A 19,085-nucleotide genomic window follows, 5' to 3' on the forward strand; every position below is an offset into this window, starting at 1 on the left:
TCTTAGTACAGAATGGGCGACGGGCGGCCCGCCCGTTCCGCCGCGCGAAGCAGGTGGCAGATGGCCGAGGCTCCGGATCCGTGGGTGGACGCGTTCCTGGACCACCTCCGCTATGAGCGAAACGCCTCGGACCACACGGTGCGAAACTACGCCGGCGACCTCCGGCGGTTCGCCGAGTGGGCCGGGGCGCGCACCGGGGCGCGGGGCCCCAAGCTCTGGGCCGGGCTGGAGCCCGGTGACGTGCGCGCGTACCTGGCCTCGCTCCACGGCCGGAAAAGCCGGGCCACCGTGAGTCGGGCCCTCTCGTCGCTCCGGGCGTTCTTCCGGTTCCTGGTGCGCGAGGGGTACATCGAGGCGAACCCGGCCGCGGCCGTGACCGCGCCCAAGCTGGCCAAGCGCCTGCCCGGGGTGCTCTCGGTGGACGAGGCGTTCGCCCTCTTGGACGCGGTGGAGGGCGACGGCCTCCTGGCCCTCCGGGACCGGGCCATGCTGGAGCTCCTCTACGGCACCGGCATCCGGGTCTCCGAGCTCGTGGGCCTCGACGGCCGGGATCTTCGGCTGCGCCAGGGGCTTGCCCGCATCCGGGGGAAGGGCCGGGTGGAACGGGAGGTGCCCCTCACCGTCCCAAGCGTTCGGGCCCTGGAGGCCTATTTCGCCGCCCGGGACCGTGCGGGGCGGCCGGTCGAGCCCGAGGGGCCGGTGTTTTTGAACCACCGGGGCGGCCGACTCACCGACCGGAGCGTCCGGCGGGTGATCGACCGGTGGATCGACAAGGCGGCCCTGGCCCGGCGGGTGCACCCGCACCTCCTGCGCCACAGCTTCGCCACCCACCTCCTGGCCGCGGGGGCGGACCTAAGGGCGATCCAGGAGCTCCTGGGCCACCGGAGCCTTTCGACCACGCAGAAATACACCCACGTGGGGATCGAACAGCTCATGCGGGTCTACGACCGGGCCCACCCCCGGGCGCGCCGGGACGGGCCCGGGCGAAAGACCCCGACCGACTCCCAGACCTGACGGCCGGACGGCCCGCCGTCCAAACGGAAGACCGAGATGACCCAGACGTTCCACGGAACCACCATCGTGTGCGTGCGCCGCGACGGCCGGGTGGCCATGGCCGGCGACGGCCAGGTGACCTTCGGGGCCACCGTCTTGAAGCGCACGGCCCGCAAGGTGCGCAAACTCCGGGAGGGCAAGATCCTCGCCGGGTTCGCCGGAGCCACGGCCGACGCCTTCACCCTGCTCGAGCGGTTCGAGGGCAAGCTCGAGGCCCACGGCGGGAGCCTCCACCGGGCCGCGGTGGAACTGGCCAAGGACTGGCGCACCGACAAGTACCTGCGCCGGCTCGAGGCCATGCTGCTCGTGGCCGACCGGGAGGCCACTTTGCTCCTTTCGGGCACCGGGGACGTGGTGGAGCCCGAGGAGGGGGTGGTGGCCATCGGGTCGGGCGGCCCCTACGCCCTGGCCGCGGGGCTCGCGCTGTACGAGCACACGGCCCTGGGGGCGGCCGAGATCGCCCGCGAGGCCCTGAAGGCCGCGGCCCGGATCTGCATCTACACGAACGACTCGGTGGAACTCGAGGAACTGGGAGGATAGACCCCCATGGCCGTGTTCACCCCCCGGGAGGTGGTGTCGGAACTGGACCGCTACATCGTCGGCCAGCACAAGGCCAAAAAGGCCGTGGCCATCGCGCTCCGGAACCGCTGGCGCCGCCGCCAGGTGTCCGAGGACCTCCGGGACGAGATCACCCCCAAAAACATCCTGATGATCGGGCCGACCGGGGTCGGGAAGACCGAGATCGCCCGGCGCCTGGCCCGGCTGGCCGGCGCCCCCTTCGTCAAGGTGGAGGCGAGCAAGTTCACCGAGGTGGGCTACGTGGGCCGGGACGTGGAGAGCATGGTCCGGGACCTGGTGCGGGTGGCCGTGGCCATGGTGCAGGAGGAGGAGCAGGCCCGGGTGGCCGCCCGGGCCGAGGAACTGGCCGAGGAGAAGATCCTCGACCTCCTTCTGCCCGGCCACTCCGGCGACACCGCCACCCGGGAGAGGCTCCGGCAGATGCTCCGGGCCGGGGCCCTGGACGACCGGGTCGTGGAGGTGGAGATCGCGGCCCAGGCCCCCACCCCGGCCATGGAGATCTTCACCGGCCAGGGCATGGAGGAGATGGGCCTCCAGATCCAGGACATGCTCGGGAACCTCTTTCCCAAGCGCCGCAAGCGAAAGAGCATGAAGATCCCCGAGGCCCGGGAGGTCTTGAAGGAGCAGGAGGCCGCCCGGCTCGTGGACCAGGAGCGGGTGACCGAGCTCGCCCTGGAGAAGGCCCAGAACGACGGGATCATCTTCATCGACGAGATCGACAAGATCGCGGCCCGGGAGGGCGGCCGGGGACCCGACGTGTCGCGGGAGGGGGTGCAGCGCGACATCCTTCCCATCGTCGAGGGCAGCACGGTCCACACCAAATACGGGGTGGTCAAGACCGACCACATCCTGTTCATCGCGGCCGGCGCGTTCCACATGGCGAAACCCTCGGACCTCATTCCCGAGCTCCAGGGCCGGTTCCCGATCCGGGTCGAGCTCGACCCCCTGGGCAAGGACGATTTCGTACGGATCCTGACCGAGCCCCAAAACGCCCTGACCCGCCAGTACCAGGCCCTCCTCCAAACCGAGGGGATCGAGCTCGAGTTCACCCCCGACGGCATCGAGGAGATGGCCGACATGGCGGCCCGGGTGAACGAGAAAACGGAGAACATCGGGGCCCGCCGGCTCCACACCATCATGGAACGGGTGCTGGAGGAACTGAGCTTCACGGCGCCCGACCTGGCGGAGCGCAAGGTCGTGGTGGACCGCGCCTACGTGCGCGAGCGGCTCAAGGACATCGTGGCCGACACGGACGTGTCGCGGTACATCCTGTGAGTCAGCGATCAGAATTCAGAGTTCAGAAGACAGGATTCCTCGGATACCTGTCCCCCGAAGTCCGGGGCCCTGGCACGGAGACCGACGACCGATGACGGGAGACCGATCCTATCCGGAAGAACTCATCCAAAAAGCCCAGGTGCTCCACGAGGCCCTGCCGTACATCCGGGCCTTCTACGGCAAGGTGGTGGTCATCAAGTACGGCGGCCACGCCATGGTGGACGAGGCCCTCAAGGAGAGCTTCGCCCGGGACGTGGTGCTCCTCAAATACATCGGCCTCAATCCCGTGGTGGTCCACGGCGGGGGGCCCCAGATCAACCGGGTCCTCGAGCGCATGCAGATCGAGAGCACCTTCGTGGACGGCATGCGCGTGACCGACGGCGCCACCATGGACGTGGTGGAGATGGTGCTCGGGGGCAAGGTGAACAAGGAGATCGTGAACCTGATCCAACTCCACGGCGGCCGGGCCGTCGGGCTCACCGGCAAGGACGGGGGGCTCATCCGGGCCAAGAAGCTCCTCATGGAGCGCCGCCGGGGCGACGACCTTCCGCCCGAGATCGTGGACATCGGGGCCGTGGGGGAGGTGGAGCGGATCAACCCCCAGGTCATCGAGTCGCTGGACCGGGGGGGGTTCATCCCGGTGATCGCCCCGGTGGGCGCGGGCGAGAACGGCGAAACCTACAACATCAACGCCGACCTCGTGGCCGGCCGGATCGCCGGGGCCCTCAAGGCCGAAAAGCTCGTGCTCCTGACCGACGTGGAGGGGATCCTCGACGCCGAGGGCCGGCTCATCTCCACGGTGCGAGCCTCCGAGGTGCCCGGCCTCATCGAGGCGGGGGTGATCCGGGGCGGCATGATCCCCAAGGTGCGCTGCGCCCTCGACGCCCTCGAAGAGGGGGTGGGCAAGGTGCACATCGTGGACGGCCGGGCCCGCCACGCCGTGCTCCTGGAGATCTTCACCCGGGGCGGGGTGGGTACCGAGATCGTGAAAGGCTGACATCATGGGAAACCAGGAGATTGCAGACCTCGCCGCCACCTGCCTCATGCCCACCTACGCCCGGTTCCCGGTGGCCCTGGTGCGGGGCCAGGGCATGCGGGTGTGGGACGCCGACGGCCGCCAGTACCTGGACTTTCTGGCCGGTATCGCGGTGTGCAACCTGGGCCACTGCCACCCCCACGTGGTGGAGGCGATCCGGGAGCAGGCGGGGACGCTGCTGCACGTGTCGAACCTCTACCACATCGAGCCCCAGGTCCGGCTGGCGAAGCTCCTGACCGAGGTGACCTTCGCCGACCGGGTGTTCTTCTGTAACAGCGGGGCCGAGGCCAACGAGGGCGCCATCAAGCTCGCCCGCAAGGTCCAGAAGGACCGGGGGCAGCCGGAGCGCTACGAGATCGTGTCGGCCACCCTGAGCTTCCACGGCCGCACCCTGGCCACCCTCACCGCCACGGGCCAGGACAAGGTGAAGGTGGGGTTCGATCCGCTCCCGCCGGGGTTCACCTACGTGCCCTACGACGACCTCGCCGCCTTGGAGGAGGCCGTGGGGCCCCGGACGGCCGCCGTGCTCCTGGAGCCGATCCAGGGGGAGGGCGGGGTGCGGGTGCCCTCCGAGGGCTACCTCCGGCGGGTGCGGGAGCTGTGCGACGTGCGGGGCGTCCTTTTGATCCTCGACGAGGTCCAGACCGGCGTGGGCCGCACCGGCACGTTCCTGGCGGCCGAGCACGAGGGCGTGAAGCCCGACATCTGCACCCTGGCCAAGGGCCTGGGGGGCGGGGTGCCCATCGGGGCGGTGCTGGCGACCGAGGCCGTGGCCCGGAGCTTCGGCCCGGGCACCCACGCCTCCACCTTCGGCGGCAACCCGCTCGTGTGCGCGGCGGCCCTCGCCACGGTGCGCACGATCCTCCAGGAGGGGATCCTGGAGCACACCCGGCGCATGGGCGCGTACCTGGTGGAGCGGCTCGAAGACCTGGCGGCCGGCCGCCCCGGCGTTACGGCCGTGCGGGGCCGGGGCCTCTTGATCGGCATCGAGCTCGCGGCCGACCGGAAGGCCAAGGACGTGGTCACGGCGATGATGGACCGGGGGTTCCTGGTGGGCTCGGCCGGGGAGCAGGTGGTGCGGCTCGCCCCGCCCCTGATCGTGGAAACGGAGGAGATCGACGCCCTGCTCGCGGCGCTCGACGAGGTGCTTTGAACACGGCTGGGAAGCGGGGAGGCTAGGAAGCCAGGACGCCAAGGCACCTTTGGGTCCGACCTTCTCGCCCGGCTCACCGCGGGAAGCCGGCCTTCCAGCTTTCTAGCTTTCCAGCCTTCTAGCCTTCTAGCTTTCTAGCCGAACGAGAACTGCCATGCCCAAGCACTTTCTCAAACTCACGGACTTCGGCCGGGACGAACTCCTCGGCATCCTGGAGCTGGCCCGGGACCTCAAAGCCCGCCAGGCCCGGGGGGAGCCCCACCGGCTTCTCGAGGGCAAGACCCTGGCCATGCTCTTCGAAAAGTCGAGCACCCGCACCCGGGTGTCGTTCGAGGTGGGCATGTTCCAGCTCGGGGGCCATGCGCTCTTCCTGTCGCCCCGCGACACCCAGATCGGCCGGGGCGAGCCCATCAAGGACACGGCCCGGGTGCTGTCGCGCTACGTGGACGCCATCATGGTGCGCACCTACGGCCAGCACGTGCTCGAAGAACTCGCCCACTGGGCCTCGGTGCCGGTGATCAACGGGCTTACGGATCTCCTGCACCCCTGCCAGGTCATGGCCGATCTTCTCACCGTGCTCGAACGCCGGGGGAGCCTCGAGGGGCTCCGGGTGGCCTGGATCGGCGACGGGAACAACATGGCCCACTCCTGGATCCACGCCGCCCGGGTCCTGGGGTTCGGGCTGCGGCTCGCCTGCCCCGAGGGGTACGACCCGAACGGCGAGATCCTGGCCGCGGCACGGGAGGCGCGGGCCGACGTGGAGCTCGGCCGCGACCCCGGCTGGGCCGCCCAGGGCGCCCACGTGGTCACGACCGACGTCTGGGCCTCGATGGGCCAGGAGGCCGAGCAGGAGGCCCGGCGCCGGGCCTTCGCCGGGTACACCGTGGACGCCGGGGTGATGGCCGCGGCGGCCCCTGACGCCCTCTTCCTCCACTGCCTGCCGGCCCACCGGGGGGAGGAGGTGACCGAAGAAGTGCTGGAGGGGCCCCAGTCGGCCGTGTGGGACGAGGCCGAAAACCGCCTCCACGTCCAAAAGGCGATCCTCGTGACCCTGGTGCGGGGCGGGGCGTGATCCCCGGGGGCGAACCCGTGCCGCCGCCCGGGGGCCGCCCCAAGGTCTGACCCAAGCGATCCGGTGCGGACACGGGGGCTTTCCAGCTTCCAAGTAACTTCCCGCTGGAAAGCTAGGAGGCTGGGACGCTAGGAGGCCAAAATCCTTTGGGATTTCAGCGTCGGCGGTTGTCCCAACCTGTGGGAGCGGCTTTCGAGCCTCGACCATGTCCCTTCGGGCCTTCGGCCCGGATCGCGGCGGGGACGCCGCTCCTACACCCGGGCCCTGACTCGGGCGTTACTGTCATGCACAAAGGCGCCCCAAAGGGGCGCTGGGAAGCTTTCTAGCTTTCCAGCTTCCCAGCTTTCCCGCTTTCCAGCCTTTCAAGGAGCGAACGACCATGGCAAAGGGCAGCGTGAAAAAGGTGGTTCTGGCCTACTCCGGGGGCCTCGACACCTCCGTGATTCTCAAGTGGCTCGTCGAGACCTACGGGTGCGAGGTGATCGCGTTCTCGGCCGACCTGGGCCAGGCCGAGGAACTCGAGGGGCTCGAGGAGAAGGCCCTTCGCACCGGGGCCTCCAAGGTCTACATCGACGACCTCCGGGAGGAGTTCGTCCGGGACTTCGTGTTCCCCATGTTCCGGGCGGCCGCGGTGTACGAGGGCTCGTACCTGCTCGGAACCTCCATCGCCCGGCCGCTCATCGCGAAGCGCATGATCGAGATCGCCGAGGCCGAGGGCGCCGATGCCGTGGCCCACGGGGCCACCGGAAAGGGCAACGACCAGGTGCGGTTCGAGCTCACGGCCTACGCCCTCAAGCCCGACATCCGGGTCATCGCCCCCTGGCGGGAGTGGGACCTGAACTCCCGGGAGAAGCTCATCGACTACGCGCAGAAGCACGGCATCCCCGTGCCGGTCACCAAAGCCAAGCCCTACTCCAGCGACCGGAACCTCCTGCACATCTCCTTCGAGGGCGGCATCCTGGAGGACCCCTGGCGGGAGCCCGACGAGGACATGTTCGTGCTCTCGGTGAGCCCCGAGAAGGCCCCGGACGAGCCCGAGTACGTGGAGGTGGAGTTCGAGGCCGGAAACCCCGTGGCCGTGAACGGCGAGCGGCTCTCCCCGGCGGCGCTCCTGCAGCGCCTCAATGAGATCGGCGGCCGCCACGGCGTGGGCCGGGTGGACATCGTGGAGAACCGGTTCGTGGGCATGAAGAGCCGGGGCGTGTACGAGACCCCGGGCGGCACCATCTGGCGCGCCGCCCACCGGGCTGTGGAGAGCCTCACCATGGACCGGGAGGTCATGCACCTCCGGGACTCCCTGGTGCCCAAGTACGCCGAGCTCGTCTACAACGGGTTCTGGTTCGCGCCCGAGCGCGAAGCGCTCCAGACCTTCATGGACGAGGCCCAGAAGAACGTGACCGGCACGGCCCGGCTCAAGCTCTACAAGGGCAACTGCATCGTGGTGGGCCGCAAGAGCCCCCGGAGCCTCTACGACCCCGAGGTGGCCACCTTCGAGGAGGACACGGTGTACAACCAGGCCGACGCCACCGGGTTCATCAAACTGAACGCCCTGCGATTGCGCACGCTCAAAAAGCTGATGGGCTGAAGGGCGCTCCGGGCCGCTCCGAACCCGGTCCGCTCGGGCCCCCGGGCGGACCCGACGATGCGGCGGCCGCGAGCGCGCCGCCTCCCGCGCGCACAGGAGGCGGCCACGGGGGGTGGACGCCGCCGCGGATCGGCGGTATCTGGGCGTCCGAGCCTCCCAGCTTTCTAGCTTTCTAGCTTCCCAGCCTCCCAGCCGTTACGAGGTTCCTCATGGCCGAAAAACCCTGGGGCGGACGGTTCCGCGAAGAGACCCTGAAGATCGTCGAGCGGTTCACGGCCTCGATCGGGTTCGACCGCCGGATGTACCGCCAGGACATCCGGGGGTCCATCGCCCACGCCCGCATGCTCGCGGCCGTGGGCATCCTGACCGAGGACGAGGCCGAGACCCTGGTGCGGGGCCTGGAGCGGGTGCTGGCCGAGATCGAGCGCGGCGAGCTCGAGCTCACCGAGGCCCTGGAGGACATCCACATGAACGTGGAGCACCGGCTCACCGAGCTCGTGGGACCGGTGGGCGGAAAGCTCCACACCGCCCGGAGCCGCAACGACCAGGTGGCCCTGGATCTGCGGCTCTACCTCGCGGACGAGGTGCCCGAGATCCTCGACCTCCTGCGGGGGCTGGGGGAGGTGCTCCTGGAGCGGGCCGAGGCCGAGGCCGACATCCTCCTGCCCGGATACACCCACCTCCAGCGGGCCCAACCCGTGACCTTCGGCCACCACTGGCTCGCCTACTTCGAGATGTTCCTCCGGGACATGGAGCGCTACCGGGACGCCCTCGGGCGGATCCGGCGCTCCCCCCTGGGCGCCGGGGCCCTGGCGGGGTCGCCCTACCCCCTGGACCGGGAGCGGGTGGCCCGGGACCTCGGGTTCGACGAGGTGTGCCGCAACAGCCTCGACGCCGTGTCCGACCGGGACTTCGCCCTGGAGTTCCTGTTCGCCGGGTCGGTGGTGATGATGCACCTCTCCCGGCTCTCCGAGGAGCTCGTCCTGTGGTCGAGCCAGGAGTTCGGGTTCATCGAGCTCTCCGACGGGTTCTGCACGGGCTCGTCCATCATGCCCCAGAAGAAGAACCCCGACGTGCCGGAGCTCCTCAGGGGCAAGACCGGCCGGGCCTACGGCAACCTGATCGCGCTGCTCACCACCCTCAAGGCCCTCCCGCTGGCCTACAACAAGGACATGCAGGAGGACAAGGAGCCGGTGTTCGACACCCTCGATACCGTGAAGGGGAGCCTCGCGATCACGGTGGAGGTGATGCGCCACCTCAAGGTGCGGCCCGACCGCGCCCGGGCGGCCCTCAAGGCCGGGTTCCTCCTGGCCACGGAGCTGGCCGACTACCTGGCCGCCAAGGGCTTGCCGTTCCGCCAGGCCCACGAGGCGGCCGGCCGGCTCGTGGCCCTGGCCGAGGCCAAGGGGTGTGGCCTGGAGGACCTGGACCTCGAGACCTTCCGCTCCGTCTCGCCCCTGTTCGAGGAGGACGTCTACGCCGTGCTCGACCCCGAGGCCAGCGTGGCCCGGCGCACCGTGCTCGGGGGGCCCGCCCCGGACAACGTGCGGCGGGAGGCCCAGCTCGGCTGGACCCGCCTCGACGCGGTCTGGCCCCGGCGGGAGTAGGGGCCGTCGCATGAACACCACGGAGGACACGGAGACCACGGAGATGAGAGTCCTCCGGGCCCCCGGATGCACCCGAGCCACTCGCCGCTGCGGTTCCCGATGATCCGCACCGCCCCGGTCGGTCCCAGAGTCCTCCTCACGGTGGTTCTCGTCGCGCTTGCCGCGGGGTGCGGGCGCCGGGGCGACCCGGTGCCCTCGAGCCTGCGGCTTCCGGCCGCGCCCGAAGGGGTCCGGCTCTCGGCCCCCGGGGGGATGCTTCGGGTCGCCTGGGACCGACCCCGCAAAGACCTGGGCGGCCGGCCCCTCGAAGGGCTCGGGGGCTACGCCGTGCTGCGGGCCGCGTGGGCCCCCGGCGAGGACGCCTGCGCCTCGTGCCCCGAGGACGCCCGGGTGGTCGCACGGGTGGATCCTGCCGAGCGGGCGGCCCGGGGGCTTCCGGCCGAGGCCTGGGAGGACCCGGACGTCCGGCCGGGCTGGACCTACCGCTACCGGGTGAGAGCCCTGGACCCCGAAGGCCGGCCGGGCCCGGCGTCGGCGCCGGCCGACATCACCTGGACCGCCCTTGCGCCCCCCCGGGCGGAGCCGATCCCGGGCGACAGCCGGGCCTTCGTGCGGGTGGAGCCCGCCCCCTGGCCCGAGGGGGTCGAACCCCTGGAACTGCGGGTCTACGGGGCCCGGGGCGGGCTGCTGGCCCGGGCCCCGGCGGCCGACGGCGGGGTCGAGGTGGGGGGGCTCGAGAACGGCCGGTCGTATCCGGCCGAGGTCCGGGTGGCCGGCCGCACGGCGGAGGGGTGGGAGGTGGAGAGCCCGGGCGCGTCCGTGCGCCTCATCGCGGTGGACACCACGCCCCCCGTGGCCCCCTCCACCCTGGCCGCGTTTCCCGACCCCGAGGGGGTGCTCCTGGCCTGGGTATCCGAGGGGCCCGAGCCTTACGCCCGGGTACGGATCTTCCGGAAGACGGGGGACGCCCGAGCGGAGGAGATCGCCCGGGTCGACGGCACCGAGACCCGGTACCTGGACCGGGACCCCGCCCCGGGTCACGTGGTGCGGTACTGGATCGTGGTGGAGGACGCGGCCGGAAACCGGAGCCTCCCCTCCCGGGAGGTGGAGATCCGGGTTCCGGGTCCCCAGCCCGGAAGGAAAACGCCATGACCAACGTCGACCGAGATCCCCTGGCCCTCCGGGTGGCCATCGTGGGCGCCGGGGCCATGGGATGTCTGTTCGGGGCCCACCTGGCGGCGGCCGGGGTGCCCGTGACCCTGATCGACATCGACCCGGCCGAGGTGGAGGCCCTGCGCGCCCGGGGGGTGCGGCTCCACCGGGACGGCGGGGTGACCGACGTGCCGGTGCGGGCGACCATGGATCCGGCCGAGGCCGGCCCGGCGGACCTGGTGCTCGTGTTCGTGAAGGCCCACCAGACGCGCTCGGTCCTCCCCTCGCTTCCGGCCCTCCTGGGCCCCGAGACCCGGGTCCTGACCCTCCAGAACGGCCTGGGCGCGGCAGACGTGCTCGCCCGGGCCGTACCGGCCGAGCGGCTCCTGGTGGGGGTCACGGCCCAGGGGGCGACCCAAATTGGACCCGGGGAGGTCCGCCACGGCGGCCGGGGGGAGACCCTTTTCGGCCCCTATCGGCCCGGTCCCGACGCCTTCGCCGCCCGGGTGGCCGACGCGTTCACCCGGGCCGGGCTCCCGGCCCGGGCCGTGGACGACCCCCGGCCGGCGGTGTGGAGGAAGCTCGCCGTAAACTGCGCCATCAACCCCGTCACGGCGCTCGCGGGCATCCGCAACGGCCCCGTGGCCGAGTGGGAGCCGGCCCGGGAGCTCGCGGCCGAGGCGGCCCGGGAGGCCTGGGCCGTGGCCCGGGCCGAGGGGGTGGACCTGGGGGATCCGGACGAGCTCGTGGCCTTCGTCCTCTCGGTGGCACGGGCCACGGCGGAGAACCGCTCCAGCATGGGCCAGGACGTGGACCGCCGGGCCGCCACCGAGATCGAGTTCATCTCGGGCGCCGTGGCCCGGCGGGGCGAGGCCCTGGGGGTGCCCACCCCGGTCAACCGCACCCTCTGGCGGTTGATCCAGACCCTGGAACTCGGCTACCGTACCGCCGCCCCGAGCCCGGAGGAGACCGATGGCCAAGATCACGATTCCTGAGATCCGGGAGCGCAAGCGCCGCGGCCCGCCGCTCGTCATGATCACGGCCTACGACTACCCCACGGCCCGGATCGTGGACCAGGCCGGGGTGGACCTCATCCTCGTGGGCGACAGCCTGGGCATGGTGTGCCTGGGCTACCCCGACACGGTGCCCGTGACCCTGGACGAGATGATCCACCACACCGCGGCCGTGTCCCGGGGGGCGGAGCGGGCCCTGGTGGTGGGGGACCTCCCGTTCCTCTCCTACCAGGTGAGCCGGGAGCAGGCGATCGAGAGCGCCGGCCGCCTCGTCAAGGAGGCCCGGGCCGACTGTGTGAAGCTCGAGGGGGGACGAAGCCAGGCCGACAAGATCGAGGCCATCGTGACGGCGGGGATCCCGGTGATGGCCCACATCGGGCTCACCCCCCAGACCGCCACCCAGCTCGGGGGGTTCAAGGTGCAGGGCCGCGACCCCGAGGCGGCCCGGGCGCTCCTGGAGGACGCCAAGGCCGTGGAGGCGGCCGGCGCCTTCGCCGTGGTGCTCGAGTGCGTGCCCACGAAGCTCGCCACCCGGATCTCCCAGAGCCTCTCCATCCCCACCATCGGCATCGGCGCCGGGCCCCGGTGCGACGGCCAGGTCCTGGTGCTCCACGACCTGGTGGGGCTCTTCGACCGGTTCGTGCCCAAGTTCGTGAAGCGCTACGCCGACCTGGGGGCCGAGATGCGCCGGGCCGTGGAGTCCTACTGCGCCGAGGTGCGCGGCGGCGCCTTCCCCGGCCCGGAACACGGGTTCGGCGACGGATGACACCCTTTCACGTTCCAACCGAAGGAGGGAAGACCATGCGAAAGATCCTGACGACCCTGGCGGCGGTTCTGGTCACCCTGGCGGGCCTGGGGCTCGCCCACGCCGTGGAGGTCTACTCCATGGGCGAGGCGGTCACCGTGGGCAAGCTCCAGTACACCGTGACGAAGGCCTGGTGGGAGAAGGACGCCGAGGGCAAGGACAAGTACCTCGGCATCGAGGTCTCCGTGACCAACACGGGGGACGTTCGGGTGCAGCTCCCGCCGTTCCAGCTCATCGACGGTAACGGCCGGCCCCGGGAGGTGAACTTCTCCAAGATCACCTGGCCCAAGATGGCCCTGAACCCCGGGGAGACCCTCCACGGAAAACTCTACTTCCAGCCCACCGCCGAGGAGGGGTTCCGGCTCCTCGTCTCCGGAGGCTACGACGAGGGGGAGTTTGCCCACGTGGAGATCGGCGACATCGGGTGAGGGCGGTTTCCGACCGTTCGGATCCGAAGGCCGGGGTGCTGCGTGCATCCCGGCCTTTCGTTTGCCCTTGACCCGGGCCCTTCGGGGCTTATGTTGAGGGCGCCGGTTCCGCAGGGGATCGGCCGACCGATGACCGCAGACCGAAAACTTTATGTGAGGGGAGGTGATCGCCATGGCGCTGATCAAGTGGGAACCCAAATCGAAGCAGCTCGATCCCTTCCGGAGCCTCCGGCAGGAGGTGGACCGGATCTTCGACGATTTCTTCCGGAGCTGGTCGAGGCCCTGGGGCGCCGGCCTCCCGGCCCTCGCGGAGGGCGGGTTCGTGCCGAGCGTGGACCTCAAGGAGACCGACAAGGAGTTCGTGCTCACGGCCGAGGTGCCGGGGGTTTCCAAGGACGAACTCGACGTCACGATCACCGAGGACAGCGTGACCATCCGGGGGGAGCGCAAGGCCGAGAAGGAGGAGAAGAACGAGAACTACCACTACCGCGAGACCTCCTACGGCTCGTTCCAGCGGGTGGTCCCGCTGCCGGCGGAAATCGTGCCCAACAAGGCCAAGGCCAAGCTCAAGGACGGGGTGCTCACCCTCACCCTGCCCAAGGCCGAACCCGCCAAGCCCAAGGGCGTCAAGATCAAGGTCGAGTGAGGCGCCTCGCGGGCCGACCACGACAGGGGCTCTCCGGAGCCCCTTTTTTCGTGCCCTTGCCCCGGCCGGGAGGTTCGGTACACTGCGCGGTGGTTTTTTCACCACGGAGGGCACGGAGCACACGGAGAGATGGGGGCGGGTTACGGGTATTGCTCCCGGCCCTCCTGGCTTCTCAGCCCTCGGCCTCCTTACCGAAGGAACGTTTTCATGGCCTTCACCACCCAATGGCACCCCGTCGGGCCGGCGGCCGGGGTGATCGCGGCCTCGGGCCGGCTCGATTTCCGGGCCCAGGCCGCCGTGGACGATGCGCTCGTGCGGGCCCGGGCCGAAGGGGCCCGGGTCGTGGCCCTGGATCTGGCCGGGCTCACCCGGGCCGACGGCTCCGGGCTCACCGTGCTCTACCGGGCGCTCCTGGCGGCCGAAGGCGCGGGCCTTCGCCTCGCCCTGTGCGGGATTCCGGCGCCGTGCGCCTCGCTCCTTCGGGAACTCGGGTTCTCCCCCCGGCTCCCGGCCTACCCCTCCCGGGCCCGGGCCCTGGGGCTCCCCGAACGGGGCGAGCCCCCGGCCGCGCCCACCTGCCGGGCCGGCGAGTGGGCGGGCCACCTCGGCCCGGCCCGGTTCCGGGGCGAGCCGCCGGCCGGGTTCCTCCCGGGGCTCGTCCAGGGATTGCCCGTCCAGACCCCGTTCACCGGGTTCGGCGAGGTGTGGCACAAGGTGTACGAGATCCGGCTCCCCGGGGCCGAGCCCTCCGTCAACCGCCTGGCCGAGGAGCTTCGGACCCACCTGGGCGAACTCTGGCCCGAGGGGGCGGATCTGTGGCTCCCGGGCGGGGAGGTCGAGCCCGGCGCCGTGGGGCTCATCCGGATCCGGCTTCCCGGCGGGGCTCCCCTCGTGACCGGCATCCGGATCCTCCACGTGGGGCCCGACACCTTCAGCTTCGTGACCCTCAAGGGCCACATGCAGGCCGGGTGGATCACCTTCCGGGTGTACACCGACCGGGGAACCCCCGTGGCCCGGGTGGAGAGCCTCGCCCGCACCGGCGACCCCGGGCACGAGGTGGGGTTTCGGCTGTTCGGCCACGCCGAGCAGGAGCGGTTCTGGCACCAGACCCTCGAGCGGTTCGCGGCCCGGGTGGGTGTGCCGGGCCGGGTCACGGCCACGAAGACCCGGGTGGAGGGCCGGCGCCGGTGGGCGGCGCTCGCGAACCTCCCGGCCAACGCGGCCCTGCGCACCCCCTTGGCCGCCCTCCTGGGGGGCCGGAAGCCGTGACCCCGGACGCCGTGGTGGTGGGCTCGGGGCCCAACGGGCTCGTGGCGGCGCTCGCGCTCGCCCGGGCCGGGCTCCGGGTGCTCGTGCTCGAGGGGGCCGACGCCCCCGGCGGGGGCCTGCGGTCGGGCCCCCTCACCCGGGAGGGCTTCGTCCACGACCACTGCGCCGCCGTGGTGCCGATGGCCCGGGCCTCGCCCGCCCTCAAGGCCCTCGGGGTGGAGCCCGAATGGGTGGATCCGCCGGTCCCGGCGGCCCACGCCCTGGCCGACGGGGAGGCCGTGGCCCTCCTGCCCGGCCTCGGCGAAACCGCCGGGGCCCTGGGCCCCGACGCGGCCCCCTACCGCCGGATCGTGGCCCCCCTGGTGGACGGGTGGGCCCACCTCCTGGACGATCTCCTCTCCCCCCCGGGGATCCCCCGCCACCCGGGTACGTTCCTCCGGTTCGGGCTCTGGGCGGCCCGCTCGGCCGAGGCCCTGGCCCGGCGGTTCCGGACCCCGGAGGCGCGGGCCCTGTGGGCCGGCCTGGCCGGCCACGGCGTGCTTCCCCTCCACCGCCCCCCCACCGCGGCGTTCGGCCTGGTGCTCGCGGCCTCGGCCCACGCCGTGGGCTGGCCATTGGTCCGGGGCGGCACCGGCCGGCTCGCGGATCGCCTCGTGGCCGCCATCGAGGCCGCGGGCGGCCGGGTGGAAACCGGGGCCTGGGTCCGCCGGCCCGAGGACCTGCCGGCCGCCCGGGCCGTGGTGTTCGACCTGGCGCCCCGGAACCTGGCGGCCCTCGCCGGCGACCGGCTCCCGCCCGGATACCGGCGGCGGCTCCTGCGGTTCCGCCACGGGCCCGGGGTGTGCAAGGTGGACTGGGCCCTGTCGGCCCCGATCCCCTGGCGCGCCGAGGTCTGCCGCCAGGCCGGCACCGTGCACCTGGGGGGGACCTTCGAGGCCGTGGCCGCCTCCGAGGCCGCGCCGTGGTCCGGCAAGGCGCCCGACGAGCCCTACGTGATCGTGGTCCAGCCGAGCCTCTTCGACCCCAGCCGGGCCCCCCCGGGGTTTCACACGGCCTGGGCCTACTGCCACGTGCCGGCGGGATGGGACCGGGACGAGAGCGGCCCCATCGAGGCCCGGATCGAAACCTTCGCCCCGGGGTTCCGGGACTGCATCGTGGCACGGGCCGTCCGGACCGCCCGGGATCTGGAGGCCGAGAACCCGAACCTCGTGGGCGGGGACATCACGGGCGGGGTCCAGGACCTGGCCCAGACCCTGGTGCGGCCGGTGCCCGGCCGCCGGGCGTACCGGATGCCGGTGAAGGGGTGGTACCTGTGCTCGGCCTCCACCCCCCCCGGGGGCGGGGCCCACGGCATGGGCGGGTGGTGGGCCGCGCGGGAGGTCCTGCGCGATCTCGGGGTGGAGGCGGCGTCATGACCCGGCCGCGGATCCTGATCATCGGCGGGGGCTACGCCGGGCTGGCGGCCCTTCGCGCCCTCCACCGGGAGGGCCGGGGCCGGCTCGAGGTCGTGCTCCTCGACCCCACCCCCCACCACACCATCAAGACCCGGTTCCACGAACGGGCCGTGCTCCGGAGCCGCGAACCGGGCATCCGGTTTCCCCTGGACCGCCTCGCCGCCGCCTGGGGCGCCCGGTTCGTCCAGGACGAGGCCCTGGCCGTCGACCCGGACCGCCGCGAGGTGGAGGGCCGCCTCGGCCGCTACCCGTACGACGTCCTGCTCGCCGGGCCCGGGGGTCACACCGCCTACTTCGGGGTGCCGGGCGCGGCCGAGCACACCGTGGGCCTCCAGACCTACGAGGCTGCGGATCTGGCGAGCCGCCGGTTCGAGGCCCTGGGCATTCGCTCCCCCCGGGGCCCCCGCAAGCGGGTGGTGGTGTGCGGGGCCGGGATCGAGGGCCTGGAGGCGGCGGCCATGGTGCGGCAGGCCGCCCCGGTGGCCCGGTGCGACGTGGTCGTGGTGGAGCGGGGTCCGGTGCCCCTGGAGCGGTCCCAGTGCTCCGACGCCCTGCGGCGCTATCTCGTGCGGCGGTTCGGCCAGAAGCGGATCGAGCTGCGCCTCGGAACCGCGGTGACCCGGGTGGCGCCCGAGGGCGTCCACCTCGATCCGGGCGGGTTTCTCGAGGCCGACCTCGTGTACTGGTGCGTCGGGGTGCGGCCCGAGCCCCTGGAGGGCCTCGGGGCCGATCCGTTCCGGCCCACGCTCCAGCACCCCCGGCGCGCCGAGGTGTTCGGGCTCGGCGACTTCGTGCGGGTCGACGCCCCGGACCCGGCGAACCTGGCGAGCGCCCAGCGGGCCGTGTTCCACGGGGCGGCCGCGGCCCGAAACGCGCTCGCGCTCCTGGCCGGCCGCGACCCCGAGCCCGTGCGGTACCGGCCCGAGGGCGAGGTGGTGGCCCTGGGGGACTGGGACGGCATCGGGGTGATCCGGGGGGTACCGGTCCGGGGCCTCCCGGCCGCCGCGGCCAAGAAGCTGATCGAGACCCGGTACCTGGCCGAGCTCCTCGGGAGTCCGGGCCGGGCGGCGAGGGTCTTGGGGATCCGATGAACGTCCGGCGCGCGCTCTTGGTCCTCCTCCTGGTGTTCGTGGCATCGGCCCCCCTCGCCCGGGCCGGGGCACTCCGGTTTCACGCCCGGGACGGCCGGGTCCTCACGCTCGGGGAACTCGCCCGGGATCTCGCGGGCGTGCGGGCCGTGTTCCTGGGGGAGCGCCACGACGACCCCCTCCACCACGAGGTCCAGCTCCGGGTGCTCGACGCCCTCCACGCCCGCGGGGTGGACCTGGCCCTGGGGCTCGAGATGTTCGAGGCCGGGTCCCAGCCGGCCCTCGACCGCTGGAACCGGGGCGAACTGCTGCCCTCGGGCCTCGCGGCCGCGTTCGCCGCCGGCTGGGACTTCACCCTCTGGCCCCTCTACCGCCCGCTCTTTCTCTACGCCCGAAACCACGGGATTCCGCTGGTGGCCTTGAACGCCCCCCGGGAGGTGGTGCAGAAGGTGGGCCGCGGGGGGTTCCAGAGCCTCGGGGAAGAGGAGCGCCGGGAACTCCGGGTGGTCCGGTGCGACGTGGACGAGCGCTACCGCAACATCCTGCGCCAGGTGCTGGGCCTCAAGGGCGACGAGGAGGGGGAAGCGTTCGGCCGGTTCTGCGAGGCCCAGGTGGTGTGGGACACCGTCATGGCGAACCGGGCCCTGGACTACCTGGAGGCTCATCCCACAAAGACGCTGGTGGTCCTGGCCGGCCGGTTCCACGCCTGGCGCCACGGCATCCCCGAGCAACTGCGCCGCCGCCGGCCCGACCTGCCCACCCGCGTCGTCCTACCCCAACTCGACCCCGCCCTCGCCGACTACGGCGCCCTGGCCAAAGACGCCGACTACGTGTGGGAGGTGCAGTGAGCCACCGAAGGCTTCGCGTCCTGGTGAGCGCGTGTCTCCTCGGGGAGCCCGTGCGTTACGACGGGGGGCACAAGCGGGAACCCGGGCTCGAGGCGCTCGCGGAGTGGGTGGAGTGGGTTCCGGTGTGCCCCGAGCGGCACCTGGGGGTGCCGCGGGAGGCCGTGGACCTGGTGGGCGATCCAGAGGCACCCCGGGCCGTGGGGGTGGAGACCGGGCAAGACCGCACGGCGGAGCTCACGGCGCGGTTCGGGGAGATCCTGGAGGAGCTCGGCCGGACCGGAGCCGACGCCGCGGTGCTCAAGGCGCGCTCGCCCTCTTGCGCCGTGGGCTCGGCCCGGGTGTACGCCGAGCGGCCCCGGGAGGGAGAGCCCGCCCCCGCCCCGGGCCTTTTCGCCGCGGCCCTGGCCCGGCGGTTTCCCCTCCTGCCCCGGGCCGAGGAGGAGGCCCTGCGGACCCCCTGGGGACGGGCCGCCTTCTTCCGGCGGGCACTGGTACTCCGGCGCTGGCGGGAGGCCCGGGCCGGGGCGCCCGGCCTTGGGCCCCTGCGGGCCTTTCACCGGCGGGAGAAATACAACCTCATGGCCCACGGCCAGGCGGAGTACCGCCGGCTGGGACCCATCGTGGCGGGGGCCCGCCCGGAAACCGCCGAAGCCGCCTGGGAGGCTTACGAGGCCGCGCTCCTCACCACCCTGGCCACGGCCCCGACCCCGGCGAGCCACGCGAACGTGCTCCAGCACCTGGCCGGCTATTTCCGGCGCCGCGCCTCTCCTGCGGAACGGGCGCGGCTCGCGGAGGCCATCGAGACGTTCCGGGGCGGGACCACACCCCTGGGAGCCGTCCTGGCCCTCGTCCGCGACCTGGCCCGGCGTTACGACGTCGCGTACCTGCTGGACCAGACCTACCTCTGGCCGCACCCGTTGGAGCTCGAGGGCGCGGACGCGGGGACGCGAGGACGTGCGGACGGGGAATCCTGACCCCTCACCCCCTCGGGCGAAACCCGGTACAGGACACCCCCGTCCCCC

The 19,085-nt window shown here is 72.4% G+C and carries 18 protein-coding genes; all 18 read left to right on the plus strand.

All coding sequences use genetic code 11. From position 1 onward, the window contains the following. Window positions 1–60: 60 nt before the first annotated feature. The 18 genes from xerC to ACYQ8L_RS11605 all read left to right on the plus strand — a co-directional run bounded on the left by xerC (window position 61) and on the right by ACYQ8L_RS11605 (window position 19,037). Window positions 61–1,014, plus strand: a complete 954-nt coding sequence (xerC, locus tag ACYQ8L_RS11520; protein ID WP_459941947.1) for a tyrosine recombinase XerC — start codon at window positions 61–63, stop codon at window positions 1,012–1,014. A 36-nt stretch (window positions 1,015–1,050) separates the two neighbouring features. Beyond that, window positions 1,051–1,593, plus strand: coding sequence for an ATP-dependent protease subunit HslV (hslV, locus tag ACYQ8L_RS11525; RefSeq protein ID WP_459941948.1), 543 nt, complete (start codon window positions 1,051–1,053; stop codon window positions 1,591–1,593). Window positions 1,594–1,599: 6 nt separating this feature from the next. Continuing rightward, window positions 1,600–2,907 (plus strand): ATP-dependent protease ATPase subunit HslU, encoded by a 1,308-nt coding sequence (gene hslU / locus ACYQ8L_RS11530; RefSeq protein WP_459941949.1) that lies wholly within the window; start codon window positions 1,600–1,602, stop codon window positions 2,905–2,907. A gap of 91 nt (window positions 2,908–2,998) precedes the next feature. After that, window positions 2,999–3,904, plus strand: a complete 906-nt coding sequence (argB, locus tag ACYQ8L_RS11535) for an acetylglutamate kinase (protein WP_459941950.1) — start codon at window positions 2,999–3,001, stop codon at window positions 3,902–3,904. A 4-nt stretch (window positions 3,905–3,908) separates the two neighbouring features. Further along, the gene (locus ACYQ8L_RS11540) at window positions 3,909–5,096 is read left to right on the plus strand and encodes an acetylornithine transaminase (protein WP_459941951.1); all 1,188 of its coding nucleotides are present in this window, start codon (window positions 3,909–3,911) and stop codon (window positions 5,094–5,096) included. Window positions 5,097–5,250: 154 nt separating this feature from the next. After that, on the plus strand, window positions 5,251–6,168 hold the full coding sequence (argF, locus tag ACYQ8L_RS11545) for an ornithine carbamoyltransferase (protein ID WP_459941952.1): 918 nt from the start codon (window positions 5,251–5,253) through the stop codon (window positions 6,166–6,168). Between the two features lie 379 nt (window positions 6,169–6,547). Continuing rightward, a complete protein-coding gene (locus tag ACYQ8L_RS11550; protein ID WP_459941953.1) occupies window positions 6,548–7,753 on the plus strand; it encodes an argininosuccinate synthase in 1,206 nt (401 codons plus the stop codon). A gap of 209 nt (window positions 7,754–7,962) precedes the next feature. Then, window positions 7,963–9,360 carry an argininosuccinate lyase gene (gene argH, locus ACYQ8L_RS11555; RefSeq protein WP_459941954.1) on the plus strand — a complete coding sequence of 466 codons (1,398 nt, stop codon included), beginning with the start codon at window positions 7,963–7,965 and terminating at the stop codon, window positions 9,358–9,360. 99 nt (window positions 9,361–9,459) lie between these two features. Then, window positions 9,460–10,512 carry a fibronectin type III domain-containing protein gene (locus ACYQ8L_RS11560; RefSeq protein WP_459941955.1) on the plus strand — a complete coding sequence of 351 codons (1,053 nt, stop codon included), beginning with the start codon at window positions 9,460–9,462 and terminating at the stop codon, window positions 10,510–10,512. Further along, complete coding sequence (locus tag ACYQ8L_RS11565; RefSeq protein ID WP_459941956.1) at window positions 10,509–11,507, plus strand: ketopantoate reductase family protein; 999 nt, start codon at window positions 10,509–10,511, stop codon at window positions 11,505–11,507. Before ACYQ8L_RS11560 ends, ACYQ8L_RS11565 begins: the two co-directional genes overlap by 4 nt. After that, the gene (gene panB / locus ACYQ8L_RS11570; protein WP_459941957.1) at window positions 11,485–12,291 is read left to right on the plus strand and encodes a 3-methyl-2-oxobutanoate hydroxymethyltransferase; all 807 of its coding nucleotides are present in this window, start codon (window positions 11,485–11,487) and stop codon (window positions 12,289–12,291) included. Before ACYQ8L_RS11565 ends, panB begins: the two co-directional genes overlap by 23 nt. Window positions 12,292–12,326: 35 nt before the next feature. Then, the gene (locus ACYQ8L_RS11575) at window positions 12,327–12,758 is read left to right on the plus strand and encodes a DUF4352 domain-containing protein (RefSeq protein ID WP_459941958.1); all 432 of its coding nucleotides are present in this window, start codon (window positions 12,327–12,329) and stop codon (window positions 12,756–12,758) included. Window positions 12,759–12,930: 172 nt separating this feature from the next. Beyond that, window positions 12,931–13,404: an Hsp20/alpha crystallin family protein gene (locus ACYQ8L_RS11580; RefSeq protein ID WP_459941959.1), complete on the plus strand. Its 474-nt coding sequence runs from the start codon at window positions 12,931–12,933 to the stop codon at window positions 13,402–13,404. A 207-nt stretch (window positions 13,405–13,611) separates the two neighbouring features. Further along, window positions 13,612–14,673 carry an STAS domain-containing protein gene (locus tag ACYQ8L_RS11585; protein WP_459941960.1) on the plus strand — a complete coding sequence of 354 codons (1,062 nt, stop codon included), beginning with the start codon at window positions 13,612–13,614 and terminating at the stop codon, window positions 14,671–14,673. Then, entirely contained in the window at window positions 14,670–16,088 is a 1,419-nt protein-coding gene (locus ACYQ8L_RS11590) for a phytoene desaturase family protein (RefSeq protein WP_459941961.1), read from the plus strand. The genes ACYQ8L_RS11585 and ACYQ8L_RS11590 overlap by 4 nt, the downstream gene beginning before the upstream one ends. After that, window positions 16,085–17,218, plus strand: coding sequence for an NAD(P)/FAD-dependent oxidoreductase (locus ACYQ8L_RS11595; protein ID WP_459941962.1), 1,134 nt, complete (start codon window positions 16,085–16,087; stop codon window positions 17,216–17,218). The genes ACYQ8L_RS11590 and ACYQ8L_RS11595 overlap by 4 nt, the downstream gene beginning before the upstream one ends. Then, window positions 17,215–18,063, plus strand: a complete 849-nt coding sequence (locus tag ACYQ8L_RS11600; RefSeq protein ID WP_459941963.1) for a ChaN family lipoprotein — start codon at window positions 17,215–17,217, stop codon at window positions 18,061–18,063. The genes ACYQ8L_RS11595 and ACYQ8L_RS11600 overlap by 4 nt, the downstream gene beginning before the upstream one ends. Next, on the plus strand, window positions 18,060–19,037 hold the full coding sequence (locus ACYQ8L_RS11605) for a YbgA family protein (protein ID WP_459941964.1): 978 nt from the start codon (window positions 18,060–18,062) through the stop codon (window positions 19,035–19,037). The genes ACYQ8L_RS11600 and ACYQ8L_RS11605 overlap by 4 nt, the downstream gene beginning before the upstream one ends. Window positions 19,038–19,085: the final 48 nt, after the last annotated feature.

Source organism: Deferrisoma palaeochoriense, assembly GCF_054656955.1.

What these genes read in the sequence shown, in the direction of transcription:
- ACYQ8L_RS11580 (WP_459941959.1), top strand. Translation starts at nt 12,931, where the DNA reads ATGGCGCTGATCAAGTGGGAACCCAAATCGAAGCAGCTCGATCCCTTC.
- xerC (WP_459941947.1), top strand. Translation starts at nt 61, where the DNA reads ATGGCCGAGGCTCCGGATCCGTGGGTGGACGCGTTCCTGGACCACCTC.
- ACYQ8L_RS11600 (WP_459941963.1), top strand. Translation starts at nt 17,215, where the DNA reads ATGAACGTCCGGCGCGCGCTCTTGGTCCTCCTCCTGGTGTTCGTGGCA.
- hslU (WP_459941949.1), top strand. Translation starts at nt 1,600, where the DNA reads ATGGCCGTGTTCACCCCCCGGGAGGTGGTGTCGGAACTGGACCGCTAC.
- argF (WP_459941952.1), top strand. Translation starts at nt 5,251, where the DNA reads ATGCCCAAGCACTTTCTCAAACTCACGGACTTCGGCCGGGACGAACTC.
- panB (WP_459941957.1), top strand. Translation starts at nt 11,485, where the DNA reads ATGGCCAAGATCACGATTCCTGAGATCCGGGAGCGCAAGCGCCGCGGC.
- argB (WP_459941950.1), top strand. Translation starts at nt 2,999, where the DNA reads ATGACGGGAGACCGATCCTATCCGGAAGAACTCATCCAAAAAGCCCAG.
- ACYQ8L_RS11550 (WP_459941953.1), top strand. Translation starts at nt 6,548, where the DNA reads ATGGCAAAGGGCAGCGTGAAAAAGGTGGTTCTGGCCTACTCCGGGGGC.
- ACYQ8L_RS11560 (WP_459941955.1), top strand. Translation starts at nt 9,460, where the DNA reads ATGATCCGCACCGCCCCGGTCGGTCCCAGAGTCCTCCTCACGGTGGTT.
- hslV (WP_459941948.1), top strand. Translation starts at nt 1,051, where the DNA reads ATGACCCAGACGTTCCACGGAACCACCATCGTGTGCGTGCGCCGCGAC.
- ACYQ8L_RS11585 (WP_459941960.1), top strand. Translation starts at nt 13,612, where the DNA reads ATGGCCTTCACCACCCAATGGCACCCCGTCGGGCCGGCGGCCGGGGTG.
- argH (WP_459941954.1), top strand. Translation starts at nt 7,963, where the DNA reads ATGGCCGAAAAACCCTGGGGCGGACGGTTCCGCGAAGAGACCCTGAAG.
- ACYQ8L_RS11575 (WP_459941958.1), top strand. Translation starts at nt 12,327, where the DNA reads ATGCGAAAGATCCTGACGACCCTGGCGGCGGTTCTGGTCACCCTGGCG.
- ACYQ8L_RS11565 (WP_459941956.1), top strand. Translation starts at nt 10,509, where the DNA reads ATGACCAACGTCGACCGAGATCCCCTGGCCCTCCGGGTGGCCATCGTG.
- ACYQ8L_RS11595 (WP_459941962.1), top strand. Translation starts at nt 16,085, where the DNA reads ATGACCCGGCCGCGGATCCTGATCATCGGCGGGGGCTACGCCGGGCTG.
- ACYQ8L_RS11540 (WP_459941951.1), top strand. Translation starts at nt 3,909, where the DNA reads ATGGGAAACCAGGAGATTGCAGACCTCGCCGCCACCTGCCTCATGCCC.